Genomic DNA, 23,635 nt, shown 5'->3' on the forward strand with positions numbered 1-23,635 from the left:
GCCACCGTTACCCGACGCGCCGCCTTTACAGGGAATCGATATGACCACCTTGAACCACCTCATCAACGGCGAAGCCTTTGCCGACAACGGCCGCACGGCAGATGTCTACAACCCTTCAACTGGCGAAGTCATTCATCAGGTGCCGTTGGCTAGCCGCGACACCGTGCAAAAGGCCATCGACGCGGCCAAGGCAGCCTTCCCTGCTTGGCGCAACACCCCGCCAGCCAAACGCGCCCAGGTCCTGTTCCGCTTCAAGCAACTGCTGGAGCAGAACGAGCAGCGCATCGTACAGTTGATCAGCGAAGAGCACGGCAAGACGCTGGAAGATGCCTCCGGTGAACTCAAGCGCGGTATCGAGAACGTCGAATATGCCACCGCTGCGCCCGAGCTGCTCAAGGGCGAGTACAGCCGCAATGCAGGTCCGGCGATTGATAGCTGGTCCGACTTCCAGCCGCTGGGCGTGGTTGCGGGTATCACACCGTTCAACTTCCCGGCCATGGTGCCCTTGTGGATGTATCCGCTAGCCATCGCCTGCGGTAACTGCTTTATCCTCAAGCCTTCCGAGCGTGATCCCAGCTCCACACTGCTGATTGCTGAACTCATGTACGAAGCCGGCCTACCCAAGGGCGTGCTCAACGTGGTGCATGGCGACAAGGACGCCGTGGATGCACTGATCCAGGCACCTGAGGTCAAGGCGCTGAGCTTTGTTGGCTCTACCCCAATTGCTGAATACATCTATAAGGAAGGCGCCGCCCGCGGCAAGCGCGTCCAGGCCCTGGGCGGTGCGAAGAACCATGCGGTGCTAATGCCTGACGCCGACTTGGACAACGCCGTTAGCGCATTAATGGGTGCCGCGTACGGCTCCTGTGGCGAGCGCTGCATGGCCATCTCCGTGGCGGTGTGCGTGGGTGATCAGATTGCCGATGCGCTAATCGAGCGCCTCACCCCGCAAATCCAAAGCCTCAAGGTTGGCCCCGGCACCTGCAAGGGGCTCGACATGGGCCCACTGGTCACCAAGGCCGCGCTGGAAAAAGTCACCGGCTATGTACAAGATGGCGAAGCGGCGGGTGCCAAGCTGGTCGTTGATGGTCGCAGCCTCAAGGTTGCCGACTACAGCAACGGTTTCTTCCTCGGCGGCTGCCTGTTCGATCAGGTCACCCCGGAGATGCGTATCTATAAAGAAGAGATCTTTGGCCCGGTGCTATGCGTGGTGCGCGTCAACAGCCTGGAAGACGCCATCGCGCTGATCAACGCCCATGAATATGGCAACGGCACCTGTATCTTCACCCGCGACGGCGAGTCTGCACGACTCTTCAGCGACGAGATCGAAGTGGGCATGGTCGGCATCAACGTCCCGCTACCCGTTCCGGTGGCTTACCACAGCTTTGGCGGCTGGAAGCGCTCGATCTTCGGCGACCTCGCCGCCTACGGCCCGGACGGCGTACGCTTCTACACCCGCCGCAAAACCATCACCCAACGCTGGCCACAACGCGCCACGCATGAAGCGGCGCAGTTTGCGTTTCCGAGTAACGGCTGATTACGGTACGGTCAAGGGCTGGTCTGTCGGCTAGCCCTCAAGCTTGAGGACTCGGTTTGGTCACGGCCAGAAACTTGGCTTGCAGGTCATTGATCTGTGCGTGTGACACCGAGTACTGAACATTGCAGAGCTGAACGTTCAAAGTGTCGTTACCTGCCAGATGCTGCATCTGAGCGTTGCTTAGCGTCACGTCGTACGTGACGTTGTAGTCCGACTTGGTGTACTGCTGGCGTTGCACAACATCGGCCTGGAACTGGTCCGTGCCGGAGGTGATCAGCGCAGTGCTGCAATCCGAGTAGGAGGGGTGCTGCGCTGTTGTCGAGAGGCTCAGGACGTATTGTCCTGCAGCGGGCTCGATGCGATTGACGGTCAGCGATCCGCCCTGGGTTCTAGCCGGTGCCTGAACTGTGTTGCTTTCGGGGGCTGCGTTAAACGGGGCACTGATTGCACAGCCTGCCAGTAACAGAGGCGCGATCAGCAAGGCTGCCTTACCGTGTTGGATAAGCGTGTTCATGGTTGCCTCAGCAAGAAGATTCGATACGTTCATTATCGAATCAATCGCTTGATGCTAGAAATGAAGCGCAGAGATAACGACCATTGCGGAAATTGATGTTTCAGGGAAGGCGGTCGATACGTGGCCAAGGTGTTTCAGCGTGCTAACACATCCTGCAACGAGCCGGCGTCCAATGTTGGCATAATGACGGTTCGATGACTGCTTTGATCGTTTCGCCTTCACTATGACCAAGCATTACTACGGCCTTGAATGGCTTCGTTTTCTGATGGCCCTTTACATGGTGGTCTACCACCTGGGCGGCCTGTACGGTGACGCACCGTGGCTTTTTCAAAAGCTCGTCGGCATGGGCTTTTACGCGACTAGCACTTTCTTCCTGTTGTCCGGCTTTCTGCTGGCGCATGTATGCCTGGATGATCAGGGCAAAATGAAGGGCAGCCAGGCCGGCTTTATCGCGCGGCGATTGTGCAATCTCTATCCCATCCACCTGATGACGTTGGCTATCGCGCTGGGTGTACTGGCGATGAATGCCCCTTCGGCAGACGGTGTGCCGGTGTATTACAACCAGCATCCCTACGCGTCGCTGGAGGATGGCGAGGGGCTGGAGGAGTTGCTGCCCATCTCCTGGCTCATGGCAGGTGTTCATATCCTGATGCAGATTCTGCTGCTTCAGTCTTGGGAGCCACGCTTTCTCTGGCTCAATGGTGCGACCTGGTCCATTTCTGCGCTGCTGTTCTTCTATATCCTGTTCCCCTTGCTCGCACCACGCCTGATGGCGGCGCGCCGCTGGATACTGATAGGGTTCGCGTTATGGGGCGCTTACCTGCTGGTGCCTTTGTTGGCGACCTGGCTGCATGCCTATGACTATGTGACCGTAGGCGTTATCCATCGCAACCCGGTGATTCGCCTGCCAGAGTTTCTGATTGGCATCATTCTTTATCGCGCCTTGCAGGAGCCTTCTCTGGCCCAACTGGCAGAGCGCTACCGGTACTGCCTGATTGCCGTTGGCTTGAGTGGCCTTTTCATCGGGGCATGGCTCTTGCAGCAGGACGGGCGCCGTTGGTTCTATCTGGTTCATAATGGTCTGCTGACGCCTTTTCAGGGCTTGCTACTGCTTGCGTGCGCTACCTTCCGCGCACCGGAAAGCGCCTCCCTGCAACAACTGGCCCGGCGGCTGGGCGAGGCATCGCTGTGCATCTTTGCCATTCACACCCCCATGATCAGCTTGATCGATCCGTGGACACGGCATCTGCTGGCCTTCTTTACCCAGGCGCAGGAAGCCGCCAGTGACGCGATCAGTGATGCTGTCAGCGATGTGTTGGGCGATGTGGTCACCATTCCCCTGTGGAGCCTTATCCCTCACCTGATCGTAGTTATTGGCCTGGGACTGTTGATTCAACGTTTTCTGATCGGCCCCCTGCGCCGTTGGCTGGAGGCGCATTTGCCTCAGAAGTACAGGAAAGGTCGGGGCGCTTAGACGCGCTCTGTATTAGTTATAAAAAACCGTCCTTAGAGGCGGTTTTTTATAGAGTCTATCGCGCGTCTGGCGGAGAGCCGGGCGGGGCGCCGTCTTTGGGTGGCGGTGGCATATGCTCAGGCATGGCGGCGAGCCGGCCTTGGAAGTCCTTGCAGACGCCTTTGAGTGCCTTGCCGTCAGGCAGAGTAAGCATGACTGGCGCGCCGACAGGCTTACCTTCGCACACTTCAAACGCCGCGGGCGGCGGCATACGGTCATGCTAGCCGGGGGGCGGCGGCTCCTGATCGGCCAGCGCAACGCTGCCAAACAGGCCCAATGCCAGTGCAGTTGTAGAAAGAAGGGGTGCTTGTTTCATACCCGGTCCTTGTCGTGTTGTTGAGCTATCTAAGCACAGCCCTCCTGGCTGTCGTGCCGACTTTACCCAGGCGATACACAGCCGCATAGCAGGCGAAATGGCCGAAAGCCCAGTGTAGAGCGGTTTGTACGCTTATTCAGAACAAAAGTAGCCGCGTGAGGCAGATCGCTTCTGTATCAGCGCCTTTACATGGCTTTTACCTACTCGAAACCTTAAATGGCGAGGGCCTCTGCTAGCCTTTTCGCCTTTTCAGCCATGTGTATCTACGGATGGCTTTGCGCAAAATTCAGGCGGTACAAACAGGTATGTTGCAGCGGTATCTATGGAAGCTTATCCCCAAGGCGCAGCGAAACTTTCTGCTGGGTCGTCTTTCAGTGGTCGATCGGCAAGTGGTGAACAAGGTCATGTCCGGGAATGTGATTTTTCCCAAGCCGTTTGCCGATCAAAACTGCCTATTCATCCATGTACCCAAGTGCGCTGGAAGCAGCCTATGCAAGGCCTTGTTCGATGGCTGGCGACCGGGGCATCTGCCGCTGTATTGGTATGAGCAGCAGTTTCCCGAGGCCTTCGAGCAGAGTTTCAAATTTACCTTTGTGCGCCATCCGCTGGAGCGGGCGTATTCGGCATTTGCCTTTTTAAGGGGAAATGAGCCCATCGCGCGTGATCTTTCCGCATGGCGGTTGATGTCGCGCTATGACAATTTCAATACGTTCGTCGCACAGTGGCTGCATGAGGACAACATCCGGCGGCAGATTCACTTCGCGCCGCAGACCGACTTTCTGACAGATTCCCTGGGGCGGCTGGCAATGGATTTCATTGGGCGCCAGGAGTCGCTTGAGGAAGATTTCGCTCGACTGATGGATATCTTGGACCTGTCGGCGACGCTGCCACATATCAATCCGTCGCGGCAGCGGGAGGCGGGGCCTGCGCATGCCTTTTGTACGGCGCGCACACGGCGGCTGATTCGCCGGGTGTATGCACGTGATTTCGAATTATTAGGTTATGCGTGAGGACGCCGATGGGAAGCTGTATCCGGCCTTATGATCTGACCCTGCCCGCCTCGGCGCGTGCACAGGCGTTGGGGCAAAAGCCTTGTTGCCTGTGGCTGACCGGGCTTTCCGGTGCGGGCAAGTCTACCCTGGCGAACAGTCTTGATTTGGCACTGCACCAGCGCGGCCTGCATGCCTACGTGCTGGACGGCGATAACCTGCGCAATGGGCTATGCCGTGACCTGGGGATGTCGGCGGCGGAGCGGAGCGAAAATATCCGGCGAATAGCCGAGGTGGCGAAGCTGATGGTAGAGGCGGGATTGGTGGTGATCGTCTCGGCGATTTCACCGTTCCAGGCCGATCGTGATGCCGCGCGGGCCTTGTTCGAGCCGGGCCAGTTTCGTTGCGTGTACGTCAGCACATCATTTGAGGAGTGTGCACGGCGTGATCCCAAGGGGCTGTACCGCGCCGCGCGGGAGGGAAGAATCCACAATTTTACCGGGTTCGATAGTCCCTACGAGCCACCTTATGATGCTGATTGCGAAATCGACACAGCGCGCCTGTCTATTCCCGAGGCAACGCAGGCATTGATCGAATTGCTGACGCCGGAGGCCTGAGCTGAACGGGTAAGTAAGACAGCTGAAACGGTTGGGCGAAGGATGCGTTTCCGAAGTACTTAGAGGTAAGCGTATGGGTAGGGGAACGCAATACCCATCCACTGTCCGCCCTGTTACTGACGCCTGTCGTTCCGGTAGCATGCCTGCTTTTTCCAGGCAGAGCGGACGATGGAACAGCGCGGGACGTTGAAGAGCTGGAATGACGAAAAGGGTTTTGGGTTCATCCGGCCGGAGCAGGGCGGGGATGAGGTGTTCGCTCATATTTCAGCGGTACGGGGTGATCGGCGGCCGGTAGCCGGTGAAAAGGTCCTGTATGTCGCGGGGCCTGACGGCAAAGGGCGTCTGCGGGCGGAGCATATTCGTCTGAATGCAGGTATGACGCTGGACAAACCATCCATTCGACAACGATCCAAGCCTGCCAGAACGGCTTCCCGGTCTACCCAGGCACCACGTCCGCGTCAACAGCGCCATGGCGGTATTCAGGACCTGCCGGTCAAGCTCGTCCTCTTCGCGGTACTTTGCGTGTTGCCTGTTTGGGGAAGTTTGCATGTTCTGTCTACACGATACAGCTTCTTCCCGCTGGCCCTCTATGGTAGCGCAAGCTTGGTGGCCTTCCTGCTCTATTGGCATGACAAGCAGAGCGCACTGAAGGCGCAGCGGCGTATCCCTGAGAAAACCCTGCACATACTTGAGTTGGCCGGCGGTTGGCCGGGTGGTCTTGTGGCGCAACAGGTCTTTCGCCACAAGACCCGCAAGGTGAGCTATCAGGCTGTCTTCTGGATCATCGTGCTGCTGCATGAGGCGTTGTGGGCAGATGAGCTATTTTTTCACCGCTTGCATCTGTTTGACCGCGTGCCTCTGTTCTTTTAAACGAAATGAAACAGCCCGGCATAAAAGCCGGGCTGCAAGGACAGGCACAGTAAGCGATCAGCTCATGCCTAGCCAGTTAGGCAACGCCAGCGAGATCGCCGGGATGTAGGTGATGATCAGAAGGAAGCTGATCAGCAGCATCAGCCACGGCATGGCCGCGCGGATGACGTTGGCCAGCGGCATGCCTGTCACGGCGGATGTTACGAACAGGTTCAACCCTACCGGCGGCGTAATCAGGCCGATCTCCATGTTTACGACCATGATGATACCCAGGTGGATCGGGTCTATTCCCAGTTGAACGGCGATGGGAAAGAGGATCGGCGCCAGGATCAGAATGATGGCCGACGGCTCCATGAACGCACCGGCAACCAGCAGCAGGATATTGACCACCAGTAGGAACTGCCAGGGTTGCAGGCCCATTTCAACCACCCAGGCGGTGATCTGCTGAGGTATCTGTTCCGTAGTCAGTACATGGGCAAAGAGCATGGCGTTGGCAATGATGAACATCAGCATGATGCTCAGCTTGCCGGACTCCAGCAGCACCTTCGGGCAGTCGCGGAGGGTCATGTCCTTGTACACGAACAGGGCCACGAATCCGGCATAGACCGCGGCGACAGCTGCGGCTTCGGTCGGAGTGAACATGCCCGAATAGATCCCGCCGAGGATGATCACCATCAGCAGCAAGCCCCAGATCGCCTTGCGCGCCGTGGTAAGAAGCTCACGCAGCGACGCACGAGGCAAGGCGGGCAGGTTCATCTTTCGGGCGACGATATAGATCGCCACCATCAACACCACGCCCAGCAGCAGACCGGGGATCACGCCGGCCATGAACAGTTTGCCCACCGACTGCTCGGTAGCCGCCGCATAAACCACCATCACAATGGACGGTGGAATCAGAATGCCCAGGGTGCCCGCATTACAAACGATTCCCGCACCAAAAGCCTGTGGGTAGCCGGAGCGGACCATCCCGGCAATGGCAATGGAACCTACCGCCGCCACCGTGGCCGGAGACGAGCCGGACAGGGCCGCAAACAGCATGCACGCCAGTACGGCCGAGATGGCCAGACCGCCGCGGATGTGGCCTACGCAGGCGTTAGCGAAATCGATCAGCCGCTTTGCCACACCGCCCGTTGTCATGAACGCGCCAGACAGCAGGAAGAACGGAATCGCCAGCAGGGTGTAATGCTCGGACGTCTCGAACAGCTTGATCGCCAGTGAACGAACCGAGTCGGGGCTGAACAGCATGATGGTGACCGAGCCGGCCAGACCCAGCGACACGGCAATCGGAACGCCGATAAACATCAGTGCAAACAGCACGACGAAGAGAAAGATGACGGTCATGGTTTCTCTCCCTCATGCTCTTTGAGTTTCAAGGCATCGGCGGCCTCGTCGGCCAGCCCAAGGCCGGTCTGCTGGTTGCGTATGATTCTGACCAGAATTTCTAGGAAGCGAATGAATACCATGGCATAGCCGAACGGCACGATCAGGGTGATATGCCATTGTTTGATCCCGAAATGGCCCAGGTCCTCTGCGCCAATGCTGGCGCCTAGCAGAGTCTGGACCCAATCGAAACTGGCAACGGCGATGAGGCCCGCATAACCCAGGCAGCACAGACAGGCGATCAGGCCAATGATGCGCTGAACCGGCTTGCTGGCCAGCTTGACCAGTGCGTCGACACCAATATGGCCTGCCGTGCGCACGCCATAGGCCAGACCGAAAAAGATCAGCCAGGCGAACAGGGCTTTGGTCAGAGCGCTGCTCCAGGTCATGGACTGCGCCATGTCGAGGATTTTGTCACCAATGGCCAGCACCGTTTCGTTGCCGCCCAGGTAATCGCCCAGGGTATAGAAAGGTGTATAGAAGTTATTGAGGATTACGTAGGTGAAGGTCACAAGCGTCATGGCCGCCAGGAGAAAGGCAATGAAACCTTCCTCGAAGTGGTCCCAGATACGTCGTAGGGCGCTCATCGATTGATCTCCCGCCAAGCAGGGCAGACGTGGGATGGGCCAGCCGAGGGCCGCCCATCCGTCACTGCGCAGGCGGCACTGGGCTCGCCTGCGCTACAGGGGTGTGCTTAGATCTGGTTGGACGCGTCAGCGGCCTTAATCAAGTCAGCACCGATCTCGCCTTCGAACTTCTGCCAAACCGGCTTCATGGCATCGCGCCACTTGGCCCGCTCTTCAGGCGTCAGGGTGATGATCTCGGTGGTCTTGGCATCCAGAATGCGCTGCTTGTCGCCCTGGTTCAGGGCATCAGCCTGCTTGTTCACTTCAGCCGTGACTTCCACAATGATCTTGTCCAGCTCGCTGCGCACATCAGTAGGCAGACCATTCCAGAACTTGGTATTGGTGATTAGCATGTAGTCCAGAAGGCCGTGGTTGGACTCGGTGATGTACTTCTGCACTTCATACATCTTCTGGCTGTAGATGTTGGAGTAAGGGTTTTCAGCACCATTGACCACACCGGTCTGCAGGCCCTGATATACCTCGGCAAAGCTCATCTTGCGCGGGTTAGCGCGCACTGCCTTGAATTGCTCTTCAAGCACGGCAGACGCCTGGACACGGAACTTCAATCCACGGGCATCCTTGGGTTCGCGTAAAGGCTTGTTGGCAGACAGCTGCTTCAGCCCGTTATGCCAGTACCCCAGCCCGGTGATGTTCTTGTCTTCCATGGACTTGAGCAGGTTCTGCCCCGCGGGGCTCTGCTGGAAGCGGTCCACGGCGGCCATGTCATTGAACAGGAAGGGCAGGTCAAATACCTGTATCTGCTTGGTGTAATGCTCGAACTTGGCCAGTGACGGCGCAATGATCTGCACATCACCCAGCAACAGCGCTTCCATTTCCTTGCCGTCGCCGAACAGGGACGAGTTCGGATAGACCTCGACCTTTACCTTGCCGGGCAGCCGCTCTTCCGCCAGCTTCTTGAACAGAATGGCGCCTTGCCCTTTGGGTGTGTGCTCGGCTACGACATGGGAGAACTTGATTACGATGGGATCTGCAGCATTAGCCAATCCGGCAGCACCAAGCGCGAGTGCGCAGGCCAGAGCCTTGAGCGTCATCTTGAACATACCTGTATTCCTTTGTTGTGATTATTGGTGAGGCAATGAGGGCAGCATGTATATCAGAATTCGTTAATCATTAACGACCTTAGACGGCACACGCAGAGTTCGCCTCTACAAATCATAGGGCAAGCAATATGCCGAGAAACGATAGGGATCGCTGGTGTGCAATACCATGTCACAATGATTTCAAGACAGGCGCTCTAGAGCACCGCCTGGAAGTCTCTTAGGTACCATCGGTCTAGCCCTCTTAACGAGGCGGCAGAGCTTTTGCTAAGCGTTGGCGGTAATCCGCCACTAATGTCGCTGGTTGGCGGTTTTTCGCCACTGCTGGACTGCCTAATTGCGACATATTTTGCTCAGTTGTGTCGTAATTGGCATTTTTTGCTAGCTGTTTGAGTTGAAAACCGTGCGTCGATTAAAAGCAGCATTTGCGAATCAGCCCTTTTAAGGGCCGATCTTTATTTCCTAGGGGTATCGCACAGCATCAGGTGAGCGCATCGTTTTTACTGTCCGGCTGAACTGGCCTACCTTGCGCGGGACTAAGCGTCCGGGCAGTAATTGACGAAAGCCGATGATCTCTGTGTTTCCCTGTTTTTTTCCGCTCGCTGCGCTGATCCGACGCGTACAGCTGTACCGTCCTTGCTACACAATGCTGCTGGTGGTTTCCCTGCTCTTCACGTTGGGCGGCTGCGGGCAGCTCAGCCATTCCGACATAATGAACAAGGATGATTCGGCTGATGCCGGCGAGTTCTTCCAGACCAATGTGGATCGTATGGCCACGCTGGCGATGCGTGACAACCTCAACAGCCTCTATCGACTGCTGGATAAGCTGTACCGCCGCAATCCGGCCGAGTGGCGCAAGACGGGTCAGCCAACGATCGAGGCGGCAGAAAAGCTCATCCAGACGGCTATCGAGCAGAACCGTGACCTGCCTTCGCTCAATGGCCTGAGGGATATCCAGGCGCTCAGCTATGCCTTGAGTCCCGAGTTTCAGGGCGACCGGGCCGGTGCGTTCATCTATGCCATTGGCACCATGCTGATCACTGCCCACGGCGGTCGGATGGAGTTCTATATCACCGATACGATCAGCGCCGAGTTCATCAACAATGCTGCCCGCAATATCGAAAAGGCAACCTGGATGCTGGGGCAACGCAAGGACTTACAGGGTAAGCGTTTACTGCTGGCCAATCAGTTGTCCAAGGATGGACGCAACCTGAGCTTTGCGGTGGAGTTTGGCAAGATTGTGGCGCGGCTCGATCTTATCAGCGAGGTGCTGGACGAGCGTTATCGGCGCTTGGGGGTGAGCTACGCACAAAGCCTGCTATTCATGAACTTCCTGCCGGTTCAGTAATGCGGCGTGGCTGCCCTGTCTATTCACAGGGCACGCTAACCAAGGACGGCAGGATCAGCGAGGTATCAGACCTTTCTCACGAATTCCGACTTGAGCTTCATCGCGCCAATGCCGTCGATCTTGCAGTCGATATCGTGATCGCCTTCAACCAGACGAATATTCTTGACCTTGGTGCCGACCTTCACGACCAGGGATGAGCCTTTCACTTTCAAATCCTTGATGACCGTTACGGTATCGCCGTCCTGCAGCGTATTGCCTACTGAATCCTTGATGACCTTGCCGCCCTCGGAGGCTTCCGCAGTTTCGGTGGCAGACCACTCGTGTCCGCACTCTGGGCAAACGAGCTGGGTGCCATCTTCATAGGTGAATTCGGAGTTGCATTGAGGGCAGGGCGGCAATGTGCTCACTGGACTTCCTTGGTGGGCGATAAAAGCCTGACATTATATAGGGTTTTATTGGCTTTCGCTGACGCTGAACGTTAGCGGAGCGCTATAGGTAAAGTTTCTTGGGAGGCCGCCAGCGCACCATAGAGCTGTTCGATATCTGCTCGTGTATAAGGTGCATTTGGCGGGATCGGGGCTATCCAGCCTCGCGCTGAATAATTGAGTACCTTTTTCAGCTCGCCAGCCAGTTTTTGCTTAAAAAGAGGGTTACGCTGAAAATCTTCCAGCGCTTCTTCGAATAGATTGACGGTAAAACCGTAGCACTCACGGCCGTTGCGGTAACGCTCGAAGGTAAGTCGACATCGGAGGCTTGCGTAGTTCTTGCAAACATAGCCTACGCGTTGTTTGCCAGGGAGGTTATTTACAAGCGCCAATGAGTACCTGACATTTTCTTCTGTGTGACGCGCCTGCTGTTCTAGTACGAAACGCTCAGCAGGGGCACCGCGCTTGATGCAGACATGGGCCAAGGCCTCGGCTTCGCCCTGATAACCACTCGGAATGATGACGCGGGGTTTGGTTATCTGGATGATGATGTTCGCTGCCTGTGCAATCTCATCGATATGGTGCGGGCTGCCCATGATGATCAGTGCATCGACGGGCACCAGTACGTCTGCGCCAAAGAGCTGTGTGACGAGTGCGGTAACGCTATCTGAGTGCATGGCTCATCGCTCTAAGGTCGGTAAGCGTGCGCCAGGCAAGCACGCGAGTATGAAGGAAACTGTCTTTGACAGTCTCCTTCCAGAGCGGTCAGCTTATTTCATCAGCGCACGGGTGCGCTCGGCTGCCTTGGTAAAGCCCTTGAGTGACAGCGGGCCATGGGCTTCACCACCGGTGGCGATAGTGGCCGTCACGTTGAGTGCCTTGCCCTTGCGCAGGGCCTTGAGCTGGTTGTTGTCAAAGTCCAGTGGGGCGATGCAGCCAACCGGCAGGCAGGTATGGAAATCCACCGTTCGGGTGTCCTGGTCATCCACCTGCAGGCGCACGCCTTTGGTTACGGCAACGCCAAAGGGCAATACCATGAATCCGCCCAAGCCCTCTTTTCCAGGGCGCAGCTCGATGGCCAGCATGCGCTGCCCATCCTTGTTGTTGATAACCTGAGACATGGCGCAAACCTTGCCTTCTTCAGGAACGTTCCGGCAGATCACCGACCAGTCACCGTAGGTCTCTGTCGCGGTAGGCTTGTCCTGTGCATCGCCAGGCGCGGTTTGTGCCTGTACCGTAGTGGACAGGCCGGCTCCCGTCAGCAGCATGGTCGAAAAGGCCAGCGCCGGGAGAAAGCCGTTCTGTTTCATGTTTCTTCCTTGCAGTTGTGAAGAGTAATGACGTACAGCATAGGTCATTTGACCCGATTGATGCTGCCCTTATGGCGACACAGAAAGATCAGAATGCCCTTAACTGATCGCCCGACATGTGAGAGCTAAGCTCAAGATTTCTCTTTCACAGGCATATTAAAGATGAATATTGTCGGACCGGAACTGGATGCTGCGGATGAATGCGAACAGCTATTGCGTAGTCTTCCACGCTGGTTTGGAATCGAGTCGGCCTTGCTGGAGTATGTCAAGGCTACTCGTACGTTACCTACCTTTGCAGCTTATGAGCTGGATTTAATACTGGGCTTCATTTCCTTGAAGGAGCATTGTCCCGGCGCCTGGGAGGTAAGTTGCATAGCGGTTCATCCTGATAATCATGGCCAGGGTGTTGGAAGAAGGCTTCATGAGCAGGCTGAAATTTGGCTGCTTAATCAGGGCACCCACTTTCTGCAGGTAAAAACTCTAGCTGCCAGTCATCCGAGCCCTGAATATGCTCGGACACGTGGCTTTTATGAACGCATGGGCTATCACCCTTTGGAGGTATTTATTGATCTATGGGGCTCAAGGTTGCCCGTTCTGCAGCTGATCAAATGTATCCATCACTCCTGAAGAGGCATCCGAATGCCCCTCTACCGTGAAGCGACACCCGATGACATCGCTGACATTTCCAGGCTGGGGCAGCTGCTCAATGATATGCACCACCAGGCTTGGCCGCAGATCTTTGCGTCGGCTGAAGACGTGCGACGTGACGAGGCGAATTGGCGGCGCGCGATTGGGGCGGCGAATGCCACAACCTTTGTAGCGCAAGAGGACAGTGAACTGATCGGGTTCATCAGCGTTTACCTCATCAGTGAAACGCATTCCTTTTTCAATCCAATGCGTTATGCCCACGTAGGCTCGATCTGTGTGGACGAAACGCGGCGGGGAGAGGGCGTTGGCCGTACGTTGATGGTTCTGGCCGAGCAATGGGCCCAGGAGAAAGGTGCAGTGGATATGCGTCTTACCGTGTGGGCCTTCAATGAGGAAGCGCAGCGGCTGTACGAGGAGCTGGGCTACGGGGTACGGTCGGTTTCGATGGGAAAGCAGCTGTCGTCACGTTAGGCAGCTATATTCTTTAAGATAATGCCTCTCTGCACGAGACCGTTAATGAGCAGATAACTCAACCCGTTTCATCTAGCAAGGCCATGAAGGCCATCCCTTTGATGGATGATGAGTCTGCATTGAGTGAAGTGGAGCGCACCTTGAATCTGCACACGCTCCGGTAGTCTGGCATTTTGAAATCAGCCGAACCCTCCTGCGAGGCTCCTGTCAGGACTATAGATACCTTTCTGACAGGAGATGAACATGGCGAAGCTACCTCTCAAGCCTCTCAGCCAACAGGTGATAGTGATTACCGGGGCGTCCAGCGGCATTGGGCTGGTCACAGCCCGCATGGCTGGGCGTGCTGGTGCCAAGGTCGTTGTGGCGGCGCGGAATGAGGAGGCGCTCCAGCAATTGTGCGCCGAGATTCAGCAGCAGGGCGGTCAGGCGGCCTATGTGGTGGCGGATGTTGGCAAGGAAGAGGATGTTTCCCGCATTGCTGAGCAGGCTATCGAGACGTTTGGCGATATCGATACCTGGGTCAATAACGCTGGCGTTTCCATTTTTGGCGATTGCCTGGAAGTGACCATCGAAGACATGAAGCGCATGTTCGACACTAATTTCTGGGGTGTCGTCTACGGTTCGCGTCTGGCGGCCAGTTATTTCATCAAGCGTGGCGGCCCGGGTGCGATCATCAATGTGGGCAGCTTTTTCGGTGATCGGGCAACGCCGGTCCAGTCGACCTATTCGACCAGCAAGCACGCCCTGCACGGTTGGACCGATGCCCTGCGCATGGAGCTGGAACACAAGCAGTACCCCGTCTCGGTCACGCTGGTGCATCCGGCGCGAATCGATACGCCCTATAACGAGCACGCCCGTAGCTATATGCCCAACCAGCCGGCACATCGGGGCATGATCTATCCCCCGGAGGCGGTGGCCGAGGCTATTTTGTTCGCTGCGGAAAATTCCAAACGGGATATGTTCGTGGGCAGCGAGGCCAAGGTTCTGGCATGGCTGTCGGCGCTGTCGCCACGGCTGACCGATAAGCTGATGAACAAGATCATGTACCACTCCCAGTATGCCGACCGGCCCTCCCGTAGCCGGGAAGACAATGCCTTGTACGAGCCGGGTTATGGGCTGCATGAGCGTGGTACGCACCAGGGCTGCTCGTATCGCTCGCGCAGCTATTACGTGAAAATGTCCAAACACCCGGTGGTGTCATCGGTGGCGATTGCAGGATTGGGACTGATGGCGCTGAGGCTGATGAAGCGCTCGTAAAACTTTCCGGCAGAGGTTCAAGGCTTCTGCCGGGTATTAAGCACCAACGCGATACCGCCCAGCACAGCCAGGGCGGTGAGCAACAGGCGTAACGTCAGGGCTTCGCCCAACAGCAGCGCGCCAGCCAGGGCCGTCAGTACCGGTACGCTGAGCTGTACCGTAGCGGCTTGCAATGAGCCCAGCCCTCGCAGGGCGGTATACCAGAGCGCATATCCCACTCCCGAGGTAACGGCACCCGAGAGTACGGCGTAGAGCACTCCCATCAGATCCGAATGGCTATAGGCAATCGAGGCCAGGCTGATGAGCAGTGCTGGAACAGACGCCAGCAGAAAGTTGCCTGCAGTGGCAGCCAGCGGGCTGGTAACCCCTCGGCCCTTGAGAGAGTAGAGCCCCCAGGCTACGCCGGATGCCAGCATCAACAGCGCACCCGTCAACGAAGGCGCGGTCGCACCGGGCAGGAGCAGGACGACTAGCCCACCTAACGCAAGAAGCAGCCCTGCCGTCGCCCAACGGTTCAGCCGCTCGCCACGTAGCAGCCCGTGGCTGATCATGGTGACCTGCACTGCCCCAAAGAGCAGCAGTGCACCTGTACCTGCCTCCAGATGCGTATAGGCAAAGGAAAAGGCCGCCGCGTAGATAAAGAGATAGATTGCCGAAGGCCAGTTGCCGGCCGGTTTGCCGTTCTGCTGGCGTAGTAGAAGCCACAGCACGAGTGCGCCTGAAAAAATGCGTAGCGTTGTAAAACTGGCCGGGTCGATTTCAGCGTGCTTGAGCGCCAGACGGCAAAGCAGGGAGTTGCCCGCAAAGGCCAGCATGGCCAGCGCGGTGAAAGTCAGTGTGCGTATTGTTGTAGGCATGCGTGTTCTGCATCAGAAGACGTGCCCAGAGTGTAGGCTGAATTGGCAGGTGTGAAAGCGGATTGCGCGATTAAGGTTTGAGCAGTAGCGGAGCAGCCTGAGCTGCCCCGCCTCAGCATCAGGCCTGTGCCGCCTTCAGTGTCGCCATGTCGATGACGAAGCGGTATTTCACGTCGCCCTTGATCATGCGTTCGTAGGCGTCGTTGATGTTGCGGATATCCAGCATCTCGATATCGCAGGTAATGCCATGCTCGGCGCAGAAATCCAGCACTTCCTGGGTTTCCGCCATTCCGCCGATGAGCGAGCCGGCAATGATACGACGCTTCATGACAAGGTTGCCTGCATGAACGGCGGGCTCGATGGGCTCGATCAGGCCGACCAGGATATGCACACCGTCAAAGCGTAGGGTTTCGAGGTAGGGATTCAAATCATGCTGCACCGGAATGGTGTCGAGCAGGAAGTCGAAACGACCGGCTGCGGCCTTCATCTGGGCCTCGTCGGTAGAAATGATTACATGGTCTGCGCCCTGACGCTTGGCCTCGTCCACCTTGGTTAGCGAGCGGGTAAATACGGTGACTTCCGCGCCCATGGCCTTGGCGAACTTGATGCCCATGTGGCCCAGGCCGCCCATGCCCAGTACGCCTACCTTGTCACCCGCCTTTACACCGTAGTGCTTGAGCGGCGAATAAGTGGTGATACCGGCGCACAAGATAGGTGCTGCGGAAGCCAGATCCAGCTTTTCAGGAATGCTCACAACGAAGCGATCGCTGACCACGATGCTGTCGGAGTAGCCACCCATGGTATTGCTGCCATCCACGCGATCCGGGGAAGCGTAGGTCATGGTAGGACCTTCCAGGCAATACTGCTCAAGATCCTTCTGGCATGCTTCGCAATGACGGCAGGAGTCGACCATACAGCCTACGCCAACCAGATCGCCCACCTTGTAGCGGCTGACATCAGCGCCCACAGCGGTCACCTTGCCTACGATTTCGTGGCCGGGCATCAGCGGATACACCGCAATTCCCCATTCGTTACGGGCCTGATGGATATCGGAGTGGCACACACCACAGTACAGGATCTCAATGGCTACATCGTCGTTGCGCGTAGCACGGCGCACAAAGGTGTGCGGGACAAGAGGGGTGGTAGGCGACAGGGCGGCATAGCCGAATGCTTTGGTCATATAGAGCCTCACAAGACAAAAGATAGCGCTTCGAATCTGGCGACTGCCTGGCATAGGCAACGCACATCACCGTTGGGCGATGGCAGGCGCCGCATCAGACTCATCGAAAAGGGGGGAGGCCTATTGTGAGGAATCGGTGAGGACAGGTCATGACGATTCCTCCTGAGCTTATGCCTATTTCTCCAGCATGTAGGTGTTATAGGCTCTTTACCTTTCTGTTTTTGCGATTATGGTAATGCCTGTTTCTCTTGCCGATGCCGTTTCCATGCAGCTGACCCGCCATCTCGATGCCAATGCCACCCTGGTTTCCCTGATCCAGCCACTTGCCACGCGCGAAGGGTTTTTGCCAACGCCTATGGAGCAGGTTCGAATCGTGACGGCGCGCAGCAATGTGTCGCGATCGCCTCAGATCTACGAGCCCAGCCTGATGGTGGTGGCGCAAGGCAGCAAGCTGGCCTATCTCGGCGAGCGAACCCTGGAATACGGTGCCGGCCATTACCTCGTCCAGGCGCTGCCCGTGCCGTTCGAGTGTGAGACGTTCGCAACACCTGAGGCCCCCTTACTGGGAGTGTCCATTGGCATTGACCGAAGCGTATTGGGCGAGCTGGTGCTGGCGATGGGACCGGAAGAGGTTCAGCCGGCCCGTGTGCAGACGCCAGAGTCCATGGTGTCTTCCCCACTCGACACCGCCATGCGGGAGGCGGTGGAGCGACTGCTGCGGTGCCTGCACGATCCGCTGGAATGCCGGATCTTGGGCGCGATGCGCCTGCGCGAGGTCTTGTTCGTGGCGTTGCGAGGGCCGCAGGGCGGGGCACTGAAGGCACTGGTCGAGCAGCGGGGGCAGTTTGCCCGGATCGCGGCCTCGTTGACGTATCTGCATCACCACTACGCCGAGCCGCTGAACGTCGATCAGCTGGCCCGCTGCGCCAACATGAGCACGTCGGCGTTTCATGAGCACTTCAAACGCAGCACCCTGGTGTCACCTGTGCAGTACTTGAAGCGGCTGCGGCTGATCAAGGCACAGCAACTGCTCGTGGCTCAGCGGTTCAATGTCGCCCAGGTAGCGCTCCAGGTTGGCTACCAGAGTGCGTCCCAGTTCAGTCGCGAGTACAAACGTTACTTCGACCACAGTCCGGCGGCCGAGCGCCATGAGCATCCATCTGCCGAGGCCGCCTCGTAAGGCGTGTCAGCTGACGGGGCGGCGAGCGGTAAACAGCGCCACCTTGCCTTCTACAGTGATATCCACCTGCTCAAAATGAGCGCTTAAAGCGCTTTTCAATCCTGGCACGTCGTCGTGACGGTTGGAAAAGATGCCCTTGCGGTTATAGACATTCATCAGTGTGCGTCCGAACCCGTTATGCCCGGCTCGGTCGCCCAGGATGGTTGCTCCAAACAAGACGCCCTCAGACTTCAAGTGTGGCTTCAGGTTGGCAAAAACGTGCGCCTTGTCAGTCAGGGTGCCTGGAAGGCAATGCAACAGATAGAAAAGTGAGATGGAATCGAACTGAGCGGGCACAGGCCAGGGCTGCATGACGTCATGCCGCACGGTTCGTGTCGACACGCGGCTCACCCTGCGCTTGGCAGCAGCAAGGCTGCTGGTATTGAGGTCCATCAGCGTGATATCAGCGGTGTCTGGCAGATCTGCCTTTGCCAGATAAAAACCGGTCCCCACGCCAACGTCCAGATGCTGCGTACCGACATGACGCTTGAAGAACGGTAATAGAACATCCCGTGTACCGCATTGCCAGGCAAAGCGGTTGGAAATTCCCAGCACCCAGACGTCATACAGGGCCAGGGTCAAGGGAGAATAGACTGCAGCGCCAGACTCTGTATCGATGTTCATCGGTACGGCTCGCCTTGAAGGAGAGCCTGAGCCTAGCCGCGGTCTGGCAGAACGACAACTCCCGGTATCCAGCGACGGAACCTGGTTCCGTTTCGTTTGTGGCGAGGCCGGTCTGGTCTTGACCGACCGTTTTTCAGCAACCCCTCTGGTAGGGCCATCTATACCTACCAGGTGCCGGCCCCTGTCGACTCAGGCAGTGTCAACTCGCCCTTGTCCTTGAACCGTACCGTTCCCAAAAGGCCCCCTGCCAGCTTGCCGTGGATGGTATAGGGCACGCTCTTGGTAGGCGTATGCTCGGCAAAGCCCCAGAACTGGCGTACGGCCGAGAAAGCCGAGACGGTAACCGGAACGGTCAGTACCGTCTCGCCATACCGGGGTACGCTGCCGCTCTGGCTGCTAACACCGCTGGCCAGCGGCTGGCCGTTGATGTCCATATCTAGCGCCAGGCCGTTGTAGTCGATGGCTGTATCGTTTGGGTTCTGCACACGCAGCTTCACATTGAAGCGCATTTCCAGCCCTTGTCCTGGCAGCGGCTCGATGCCTGCCACGGCAATTCGCAACGGATCCCGCTGGCCCAGGGTGCTACAGGCTGCAAGACCCAGTAGAAACAAGGCGCCGATCAACAGGCGAGCGCAAGTGCGGTAGGCAGATAACAACATGAAAAGGCTCCGGTCGGCGATACATCACGATACAGGTGGGACCGGTCATTGGTCGCTTCTACTCCTCGTTCACGGGGCGATATCGCAAAAGCGTGAACCAGCAAGCCTCGAACCTTTGTGCAGACTCGAGGCGCGCCGGGCTAAAGGGCAGCCGGTAAAGCGTTCTGACGCGCACGAAGGTTTTGCGCCACGCAGGCACCGATCACGAGTATCACCAGAATGGCGCCCAGGATGGCAGAGGAGCCGACCGTACCCAAATCCAGACCACCCTTGTCATGCGCCTTGGTCAGGAAGTCGCCCAGCGTGGCGCCAAACGGACGGGTGAGAATAAACGCCATCCAGAACAGTAGAACAGTCGAGAGGCGAGTGAAAAAGTGGGCCAGTACGATCACACCGATAATGCTGCCAATCAGCAGCGCTCCCCCCGCAAAACCCAGGCCCGAGTCGTCGGCCAAGTAGTCACCCAGGGCGGTACCCAGCGTGTTAGAGAACAGAATCGTAACCCAGTAGAACAGCTCGGCGTTGAAGGTATGTATCCTGTCGACCGAGAACGATGTACCGCTCAGGCGCCACAGCACGAAAATTGCGATTAGGATCGTGATCAGCACGGCCGAGCCGGTGGCGTAGCCCAGGTCCAGGGTTCGATCCATAAAGTCGGACATGGTCGTGCCTGCCGTGCTGGTCGACAGGATCACCGCCCAATACAGCGGGGGGATGTAGCGTTTGACTGATAGCTGAGCAACCAAGGTGACCACAAACGCACTGATCAGAATCAGCGAACTCAAGGCATAGCCTACATCCAGGGTCATCGACAGCAGGTCACCGGCCGTCTCGCCCAATGTCGTGGCGCAGATTTTCATGACCCAGAATGCAAGGGTGATCTGTGGAAGTTTGTTCATTGTTGTTCCCTGCTCAAGGGCTTGATGGGGGAGAGAAAGCTGAGCGCATGGATGGCACTTCAGAGGCCCTAAGGTGCAGGGGAGCAGGTCAAAAATCGGTCAAAAGCACATCAACGATTCGTGTAACAGAATATTTCGATGTCAACTCAGTCGTATTCTGCCGGTTCATGCTCGCCGAGCAGACGTCGCTGTCGGGGCGTACAGGCATCCAGCACCGCCGGATTGAACTGCCAGGCGAGGTAAGGTGAGAACTTCTGAGCCACCATGCGCCGACCATAATGAATCTGGAGAAGATAGCGGGTCCGGTCACGGGTGCGGTTGCGGCTGCCGGCATGCCACAGCTCGCTGCGCAGAAACAGCACGTCGCCCGGCTGGCAGAGCACCGGCTGCGCCTCCCGGCCTTGCCAGTTTGTCTCGCCTTCCAATGGTTTACGACCTGCGCGGTGGCTGCCTGGAATGACCAGCGTCGGGCACAGGTCCGCGGTGATCTCATCCAGATAGACCTGGGCGGTACAGATCTGCATGGGCAGTTCAAATGTCGGGTCTGCCAGCAGGGACCGGGGCAGTGTCATCGCCAGGTAATCCACGTGCAGGTCTGCGCCGATAAAGCCGGGGTGGCAGCGCCAGGCTGTCTGCCCAATGATATGGCAATCTTCGCCTAGGGACGCTTCGGCCAGTTCGATCACGCCGGGCAGATCCAGGTAAGGCAGCCATACGGGATCGCGATTGAAAACGCATTTGTAATGGTCAACGAGACCGGTGTAGTCCCAGTGGATGGCCTCCAGCTGATCAATGGCCGCGCGGACTTCGTCGACCAGAGCGGGACTCAGCACACCATGCAGCAAGACGAAACCCTGTTCGTGCATGGCCTGCAGGCGATGATCAGTAGCCGTATGGGCAGGAAGCGGACTCATGGCGATGTTTCATGGACGGTGCTTCATTAGAACCTGCCACATGGCTCGGGTTGCACCTGAAGGCAATACTTCATGGTGTCGCAGGCCTGTTGAATAAGTCATATATGCGACATTTTTGTGACTGATTCCTCGCTAGAGCCAGGGAAACGTCGTTTCTAGAGTTGAAAAGCCGTCCAAGTATCGCTGATATGGCAGGGTTACTTAGCCTTGCGCTAAATCATTTCAGCAAGTGACAGGCATTATTATGACAATAACGAAACAGTCTTCTTCGGATGGAACCTCCCTTTCCCCGGCGCTGAAACCGCGCCACGTCACCATGCTTTCCATTGCCGGTGTTATCGGTGCCGGGCTCTTTGTGGGCTCAGGTCATGCCATTGCCGCGGCAGGGCCTGCCGTGCTGCTGGCTTATGCCTTGGCTGGAACCCTTGTGGTGCTGGTGATGCGAATGCTCGGTGAAATGGCCGTGGCCTCGCCAGATACCGGCTCCTTTTCGTCCTATGCCCATCAGGCCATCGGACGCTGGGCCGGCTTTACCATCGGCTGGTTGTACTGGTGGTTCTGGGTATTGGTGATTCCGCTCGAAGCGGTGGCGGCTGCGGCCATCCTCAATGCCTGGTTTCCGGCAATTGCCACCTGGCAGTTCGCGCTGGCGATTACAGCCTTTCTGACGGTGACCAACCTCTTCAGCGTCGCCAAGTATGGTGAGTTTGAATTCTGGTTCGCGCTGCTCAAGGTACTCGCGATCATCGCATTCATCGTACTGGGCGCCGTGGCCATGGTCGGAGCACTGCCAGGGCGAGAAGTCAGCGGCCTGGGTACGCTGATGGCTGCCCATGGTGGCTTCATGCCCAACGGCTTCAATGCCGTCATCGGGGCACTGCTGACCACCATGTTCAGCTTCATGGGTACCGAGATCGTAACCATTGCTGCGGCCGAGTCGAAAAATCCTTCCAAGCAGATCGGCAAGGCGACCAACTCGGTCATCTGGCGTATCGGTCTGTTCTATATCGTCTCGATCTTCCTGGTCATCTCCATCGTGCCCTGGCAGGACCCACAGCTTCCGGTAGTAGGCTCCTACCAGCGTGCGCTGGAATTTCTGTCTATTCCCCACGCCAAGCTGATCGTTGATCTGGTGGTGCTGGTCGCGGTGGCGAGCTGCCTGAACTCGGCGCTTTATACGGCATCGCGCATGCTGTTCTCCCTGAGCCGCCGGGGTGATGCACCGGCGGCCTTTGGCCGGACCGCTGCCGGTGGCGTGCCGCGCGCTGCCGTTCTGGCGAGCACTGCCATAGGTTTTGCAACGACGATCGCCAACTTCACCATGCCGGAGGCCGTGTTCAGCTTCCTGTTGGCAACCTCCGGTGCAGTGGCCCTGCTGGTTTATCTGGTGATTGCCGTGTCGCAGCTGCGCATGCGTCGCAAGCTGAACGCAAGTGGTCAGCCCATCGAGTGCCGCATGTGGTTGTTCCCTTGGCTGACCTGGCTGGTGATCGGCTTCATCATCATGGCGCTGGGTATCATGCTAATGACAGAAGCGCACCGCATGGAAATCCTGGCCACCGGCCTGCTGGCCTTGGTTGTGGTTGCCATCGGTTCCTGGCTAGGCGCCAGGGATCGTAGCAACGCTACCCTGATGACGGCCTCGCAAAGCCGTTGATCCTCCAGGACCGGTAACGAGGGCTCGTTACCGGTCTTCCCTTCCTGGTTTCTTAATTAATAGCTACTCCCTTTTTGTAACGCCGGCACGTCTAATTTATACCGTGCGAGACTGCCTGATCTGTTCTGTTGCTCTCGGCATAGTGGCAAGTCCTGTCAGAAAGAGCTACGCACCGTTTCAGGGCTTTTTTCTGAGACGAAGCGGCAAAAAGGTAGACATTTCTGCGGCGCTTGGGTAAAAAAGGATTATCTCTCGGCGCCAAACGCGCCATGCTGTTATGAAAACGCAGGTCTTGTTTCCATCGGTAACGCAAAAATGCCCATTTATGGTGCGTTGCGTTACAGATTGACCCAATTTGGACCATAACAGTTTCCATTTTCTCGCTTCTGCTCCTGCACAATTCTTCCTGACTGTTTATGGCGGTAACACTTCCGCGGCACGACAATGTGCGCATCTTAAATAGTTAGCTACCTGTCATAAGCAGGAAGGAAAGCATCATGGAACACACCCTACGTTCCAACTCATTCACCGCTTCAAACGCTTCTAAATCCAATACTTCGCTGGTGCTGCGCGTTCTGACAACGCTGTCGGTCTGGCATCGTCGTATCGTCAGCCGCAACGAGCTGGCCCGCCTGGATGCCCGTATGCTGGCCGACGCCGGTATCACTGAAGCCCAGCGTTACGAAGAACTGCACAAGCCGTTCTGGCGTTAAGTGTTACGGTTACGCACACCGTAACCGGCAAGAC

General features: G+C 57.3%; 26 protein-coding genes. 12 read left to right on the top strand and 14 right to left on the bottom strand.

Annotated features, from left to right (window positions below; translation table 11 throughout):
* The first annotated feature begins 40 nt into the window (after positions 1-40).
* Entirely contained in the window at positions 41-1,537 is a 1,497-nt protein-coding gene (locus GM154_RS12880; protein ID WP_219652461.1) for a CoA-acylating methylmalonate-semialdehyde dehydrogenase, read from the top strand.
* Positions 1,538-1,574: 37 nt separating this feature from the next.
* On the opposite strand, the gene GM154_RS12885 is transcribed toward GM154_RS12880, so the two are convergent.
* Positions 1,575-2,051: a hypothetical protein gene (locus GM154_RS12885; RefSeq protein ID WP_219652462.1), complete on the bottom strand. Its 477-nt coding sequence runs from the start codon at positions 2,049-2,051 to the stop codon at positions 1,575-1,577.
* 223 nt (positions 2,052-2,274) lie between these two features.
* Between GM154_RS12885 and GM154_RS12890 the strand changes: the two genes are divergently transcribed.
* On the top strand, positions 2,275-3,525 hold the full coding sequence (locus GM154_RS12890) for an acyltransferase (RefSeq protein ID WP_010796636.1): 1,251 nt from the start codon (positions 2,275-2,277) through the stop codon (positions 3,523-3,525).
* A 55-nt stretch (positions 3,526-3,580) separates the two neighbouring features.
* Here the strand turns inward: GM154_RS12890 and GM154_RS12895 are convergent, their stop codons facing one another.
* Positions 3,581-3,775 (bottom strand): hypothetical protein, encoded by a 195-nt coding sequence (locus GM154_RS12895; RefSeq protein WP_219652463.1) that lies wholly within the window; start codon positions 3,773-3,775, stop codon positions 3,581-3,583.
* Between the two features lie 410 nt (positions 3,776-4,185).
* Between GM154_RS12895 and GM154_RS12900 the strand changes: the two genes are divergently transcribed.
* The 3 genes from GM154_RS12900 to GM154_RS12910 all read left to right on the top strand — a co-directional run bounded on the left by GM154_RS12900 (position 4,186) and on the right by GM154_RS12910 (position 6,356).
* On the top strand, positions 4,186-4,890 hold the full coding sequence (locus GM154_RS12900; RefSeq protein ID WP_219652543.1) for a sulfotransferase family 2 domain-containing protein: 705 nt from the start codon (positions 4,186-4,188) through the stop codon (positions 4,888-4,890).
* 8 nt (positions 4,891-4,898) lie between these two features.
* Positions 4,899-5,486, top strand: a complete 588-nt coding sequence (cysC, locus tag GM154_RS12905) for an adenylyl-sulfate kinase (RefSeq protein WP_219652464.1) — start codon at positions 4,899-4,901, stop codon at positions 5,484-5,486.
* Between the two features lie 168 nt (positions 5,487-5,654).
* Entirely contained in the window at positions 5,655-6,356 is a 702-nt protein-coding gene (locus GM154_RS12910; RefSeq protein WP_219652465.1) for a cold shock and DUF1294 domain-containing protein, read from the top strand.
* 57 nt (positions 6,357-6,413) lie between these two features.
* Here GM154_RS12910 and dctM read toward each other — a convergent pair whose 3' ends face one another.
* The 3 genes from dctM to dctP all read right to left on the bottom strand — a co-directional run bounded on the left by dctM (position 6,414) and on the right by dctP (position 9,423).
* On the bottom strand, positions 6,414-7,697 hold the full coding sequence (dctM, locus tag GM154_RS12915; RefSeq protein WP_219652466.1) for a C4-dicarboxylate TRAP transporter large permease protein DctM: 1,284 nt from the start codon (positions 7,695-7,697) through the stop codon (positions 6,414-6,416).
* On the bottom strand, positions 7,694-8,323 hold the full coding sequence (locus GM154_RS12920) for a TRAP transporter small permease (protein ID WP_010796642.1): 630 nt from the start codon (positions 8,321-8,323) through the stop codon (positions 7,694-7,696). The genes dctM and GM154_RS12920 overlap by 4 nt, the downstream gene beginning before the upstream one ends.
* A 107-nt stretch (positions 8,324-8,430) precedes the next feature.
* On the bottom strand, positions 8,431-9,423 hold the full coding sequence (gene dctP, locus GM154_RS12925) for a C4-dicarboxylate TRAP substrate-binding protein DctP (RefSeq protein ID WP_074821469.1): 993 nt from the start codon (positions 9,421-9,423) through the stop codon (positions 8,431-8,433).
* A 565-nt stretch (positions 9,424-9,988) separates the two neighbouring features.
* Between dctP and GM154_RS12930 the strand changes: the two genes are divergently transcribed.
* Positions 9,989-10,768, top strand: a complete 780-nt coding sequence (locus GM154_RS12930) for a hypothetical protein (RefSeq protein WP_219652467.1) — start codon at positions 9,989-9,991, stop codon at positions 10,766-10,768.
* Positions 10,769-10,833: 65 nt separating this feature from the next.
* On the opposite strand, the gene GM154_RS12935 is transcribed toward GM154_RS12930, so the two are convergent.
* From GM154_RS12935 to GM154_RS12945, 3 genes are all read right to left on the bottom strand, one after another.
* Positions 10,834-11,175 carry a zinc ribbon domain-containing protein YjdM gene (locus GM154_RS12935; protein WP_010796645.1) on the bottom strand — a complete coding sequence of 114 codons (342 nt, stop codon included), beginning with the start codon at positions 11,173-11,175 and terminating at the stop codon, positions 10,834-10,836.
* A 71-nt stretch (positions 11,176-11,246) separates the two neighbouring features.
* Positions 11,247-11,870 carry a YdcF family protein gene (locus tag GM154_RS12940; protein WP_219652468.1) on the bottom strand — a complete coding sequence of 208 codons (624 nt, stop codon included), beginning with the start codon at positions 11,868-11,870 and terminating at the stop codon, positions 11,247-11,249.
* Positions 11,871-11,963: 93 nt separating this feature from the next.
* On the bottom strand, positions 11,964-12,503 hold the full coding sequence (locus GM154_RS12945; RefSeq protein ID WP_219652469.1) for an invasion associated locus B family protein: 540 nt from the start codon (positions 12,501-12,503) through the stop codon (positions 11,964-11,966).
* A 162-nt stretch (positions 12,504-12,665) separates the two neighbouring features.
* On the opposite strand from GM154_RS12945, the gene GM154_RS12950 reads away from it, so the two are divergent.
* The 3 genes from GM154_RS12950 (at position 12,666) to GM154_RS12960 (ending at position 14,879) form a co-directional block, all read left to right on the top strand.
* Entirely contained in the window at positions 12,666-13,130 is a 465-nt protein-coding gene (locus GM154_RS12950) for an N-acetyltransferase (RefSeq protein ID WP_219652470.1), read from the top strand.
* 12 nt (positions 13,131-13,142) lie between these two features.
* Positions 13,143-13,622: a GNAT family N-acetyltransferase gene (locus GM154_RS12955; protein WP_219652471.1), complete on the top strand. Its 480-nt coding sequence runs from the start codon at positions 13,143-13,145 to the stop codon at positions 13,620-13,622.
* 243 nt (positions 13,623-13,865) lie between these two features.
* Entirely contained in the window at positions 13,866-14,879 is a 1,014-nt protein-coding gene (locus GM154_RS12960; RefSeq protein ID WP_219652472.1) for an SDR family oxidoreductase, read from the top strand.
* Positions 14,880-14,896: 17 nt separating this feature from the next.
* Here GM154_RS12960 and GM154_RS12965 read toward each other — a convergent pair whose 3' ends face one another.
* Positions 14,897-15,736 (bottom strand): DMT family transporter, encoded by an 840-nt coding sequence (locus GM154_RS12965; RefSeq protein ID WP_219652473.1) that lies wholly within the window; start codon positions 15,734-15,736, stop codon positions 14,897-14,899.
* A 118-nt stretch (positions 15,737-15,854) separates the two neighbouring features.
* Positions 15,855-16,916, bottom strand: coding sequence for an NAD(P)-dependent alcohol dehydrogenase (locus tag GM154_RS12970; RefSeq protein ID WP_219652474.1), 1,062 nt, complete (start codon positions 16,914-16,916; stop codon positions 15,855-15,857).
* 265 nt (positions 16,917-17,181) lie between these two features.
* Here GM154_RS12970 and GM154_RS12975 point away from each other — a divergent pair, with 265 nt between their 5' ends.
* Positions 17,182-18,096, top strand: coding sequence for an AraC family transcriptional regulator (locus GM154_RS12975; protein ID WP_219652544.1), 915 nt, complete (start codon positions 17,182-17,184; stop codon positions 18,094-18,096).
* A gap of 6 nt (positions 18,097-18,102) precedes the next feature.
* On the opposite strand, the gene GM154_RS12980 is transcribed toward GM154_RS12975, so the two are convergent.
* From GM154_RS12980 to GM154_RS12995, 4 genes are all read right to left on the bottom strand, one after another.
* Positions 18,103-18,759: a trans-aconitate 2-methyltransferase gene (locus tag GM154_RS12980; RefSeq protein ID WP_219652475.1), complete on the bottom strand. Its 657-nt coding sequence runs from the start codon at positions 18,757-18,759 to the stop codon at positions 18,103-18,105.
* Positions 18,760-18,923: 164 nt separating this feature from the next.
* Positions 18,924-19,418: an LEA type 2 family protein gene (locus tag GM154_RS12985; RefSeq protein WP_010796655.1), complete on the bottom strand. Its 495-nt coding sequence runs from the start codon at positions 19,416-19,418 to the stop codon at positions 18,924-18,926.
* 140 nt (positions 19,419-19,558) lie between these two features.
* Positions 19,559-20,317 (bottom strand): hypothetical protein, encoded by a 759-nt coding sequence (locus GM154_RS12990; protein ID WP_219652476.1) that lies wholly within the window; start codon positions 20,315-20,317, stop codon positions 19,559-19,561.
* A gap of 146 nt (positions 20,318-20,463) precedes the next feature.
* Positions 20,464-21,231, bottom strand: a complete 768-nt coding sequence (locus tag GM154_RS12995) for a phytanoyl-CoA dioxygenase family protein (RefSeq protein ID WP_219652477.1) — start codon at positions 21,229-21,231, stop codon at positions 20,464-20,466.
* Positions 21,232-21,475: 244 nt separating this feature from the next.
* Between GM154_RS12995 and gabP the strand changes: the two genes are divergently transcribed.
* Entirely contained in the window at positions 21,476-22,888 is a 1,413-nt protein-coding gene (gabP, locus tag GM154_RS13000) for a GABA permease (RefSeq protein ID WP_219652478.1), read from the top strand.
* A gap of 497 nt (positions 22,889-23,385) precedes the next feature.
* The gene (locus tag GM154_RS13005; RefSeq protein ID WP_010796659.1) at positions 23,386-23,601 is read left to right on the top strand and encodes a DUF1127 domain-containing protein; all 216 of its coding nucleotides are present in this window, start codon (positions 23,386-23,388) and stop codon (positions 23,599-23,601) included.
* The last annotated feature ends 34 nt before the right edge of the window (positions 23,602-23,635 follow it).

This window comes from Pseudomonas sp. MAG002Y (assembly GCF_019400845.1).
In the GTDB taxonomy this organism is placed as follows: Bacteria; Pseudomonadota; Gammaproteobacteria; order Pseudomonadales; family Pseudomonadaceae; genus Chryseomonas; species Chryseomonas luteola.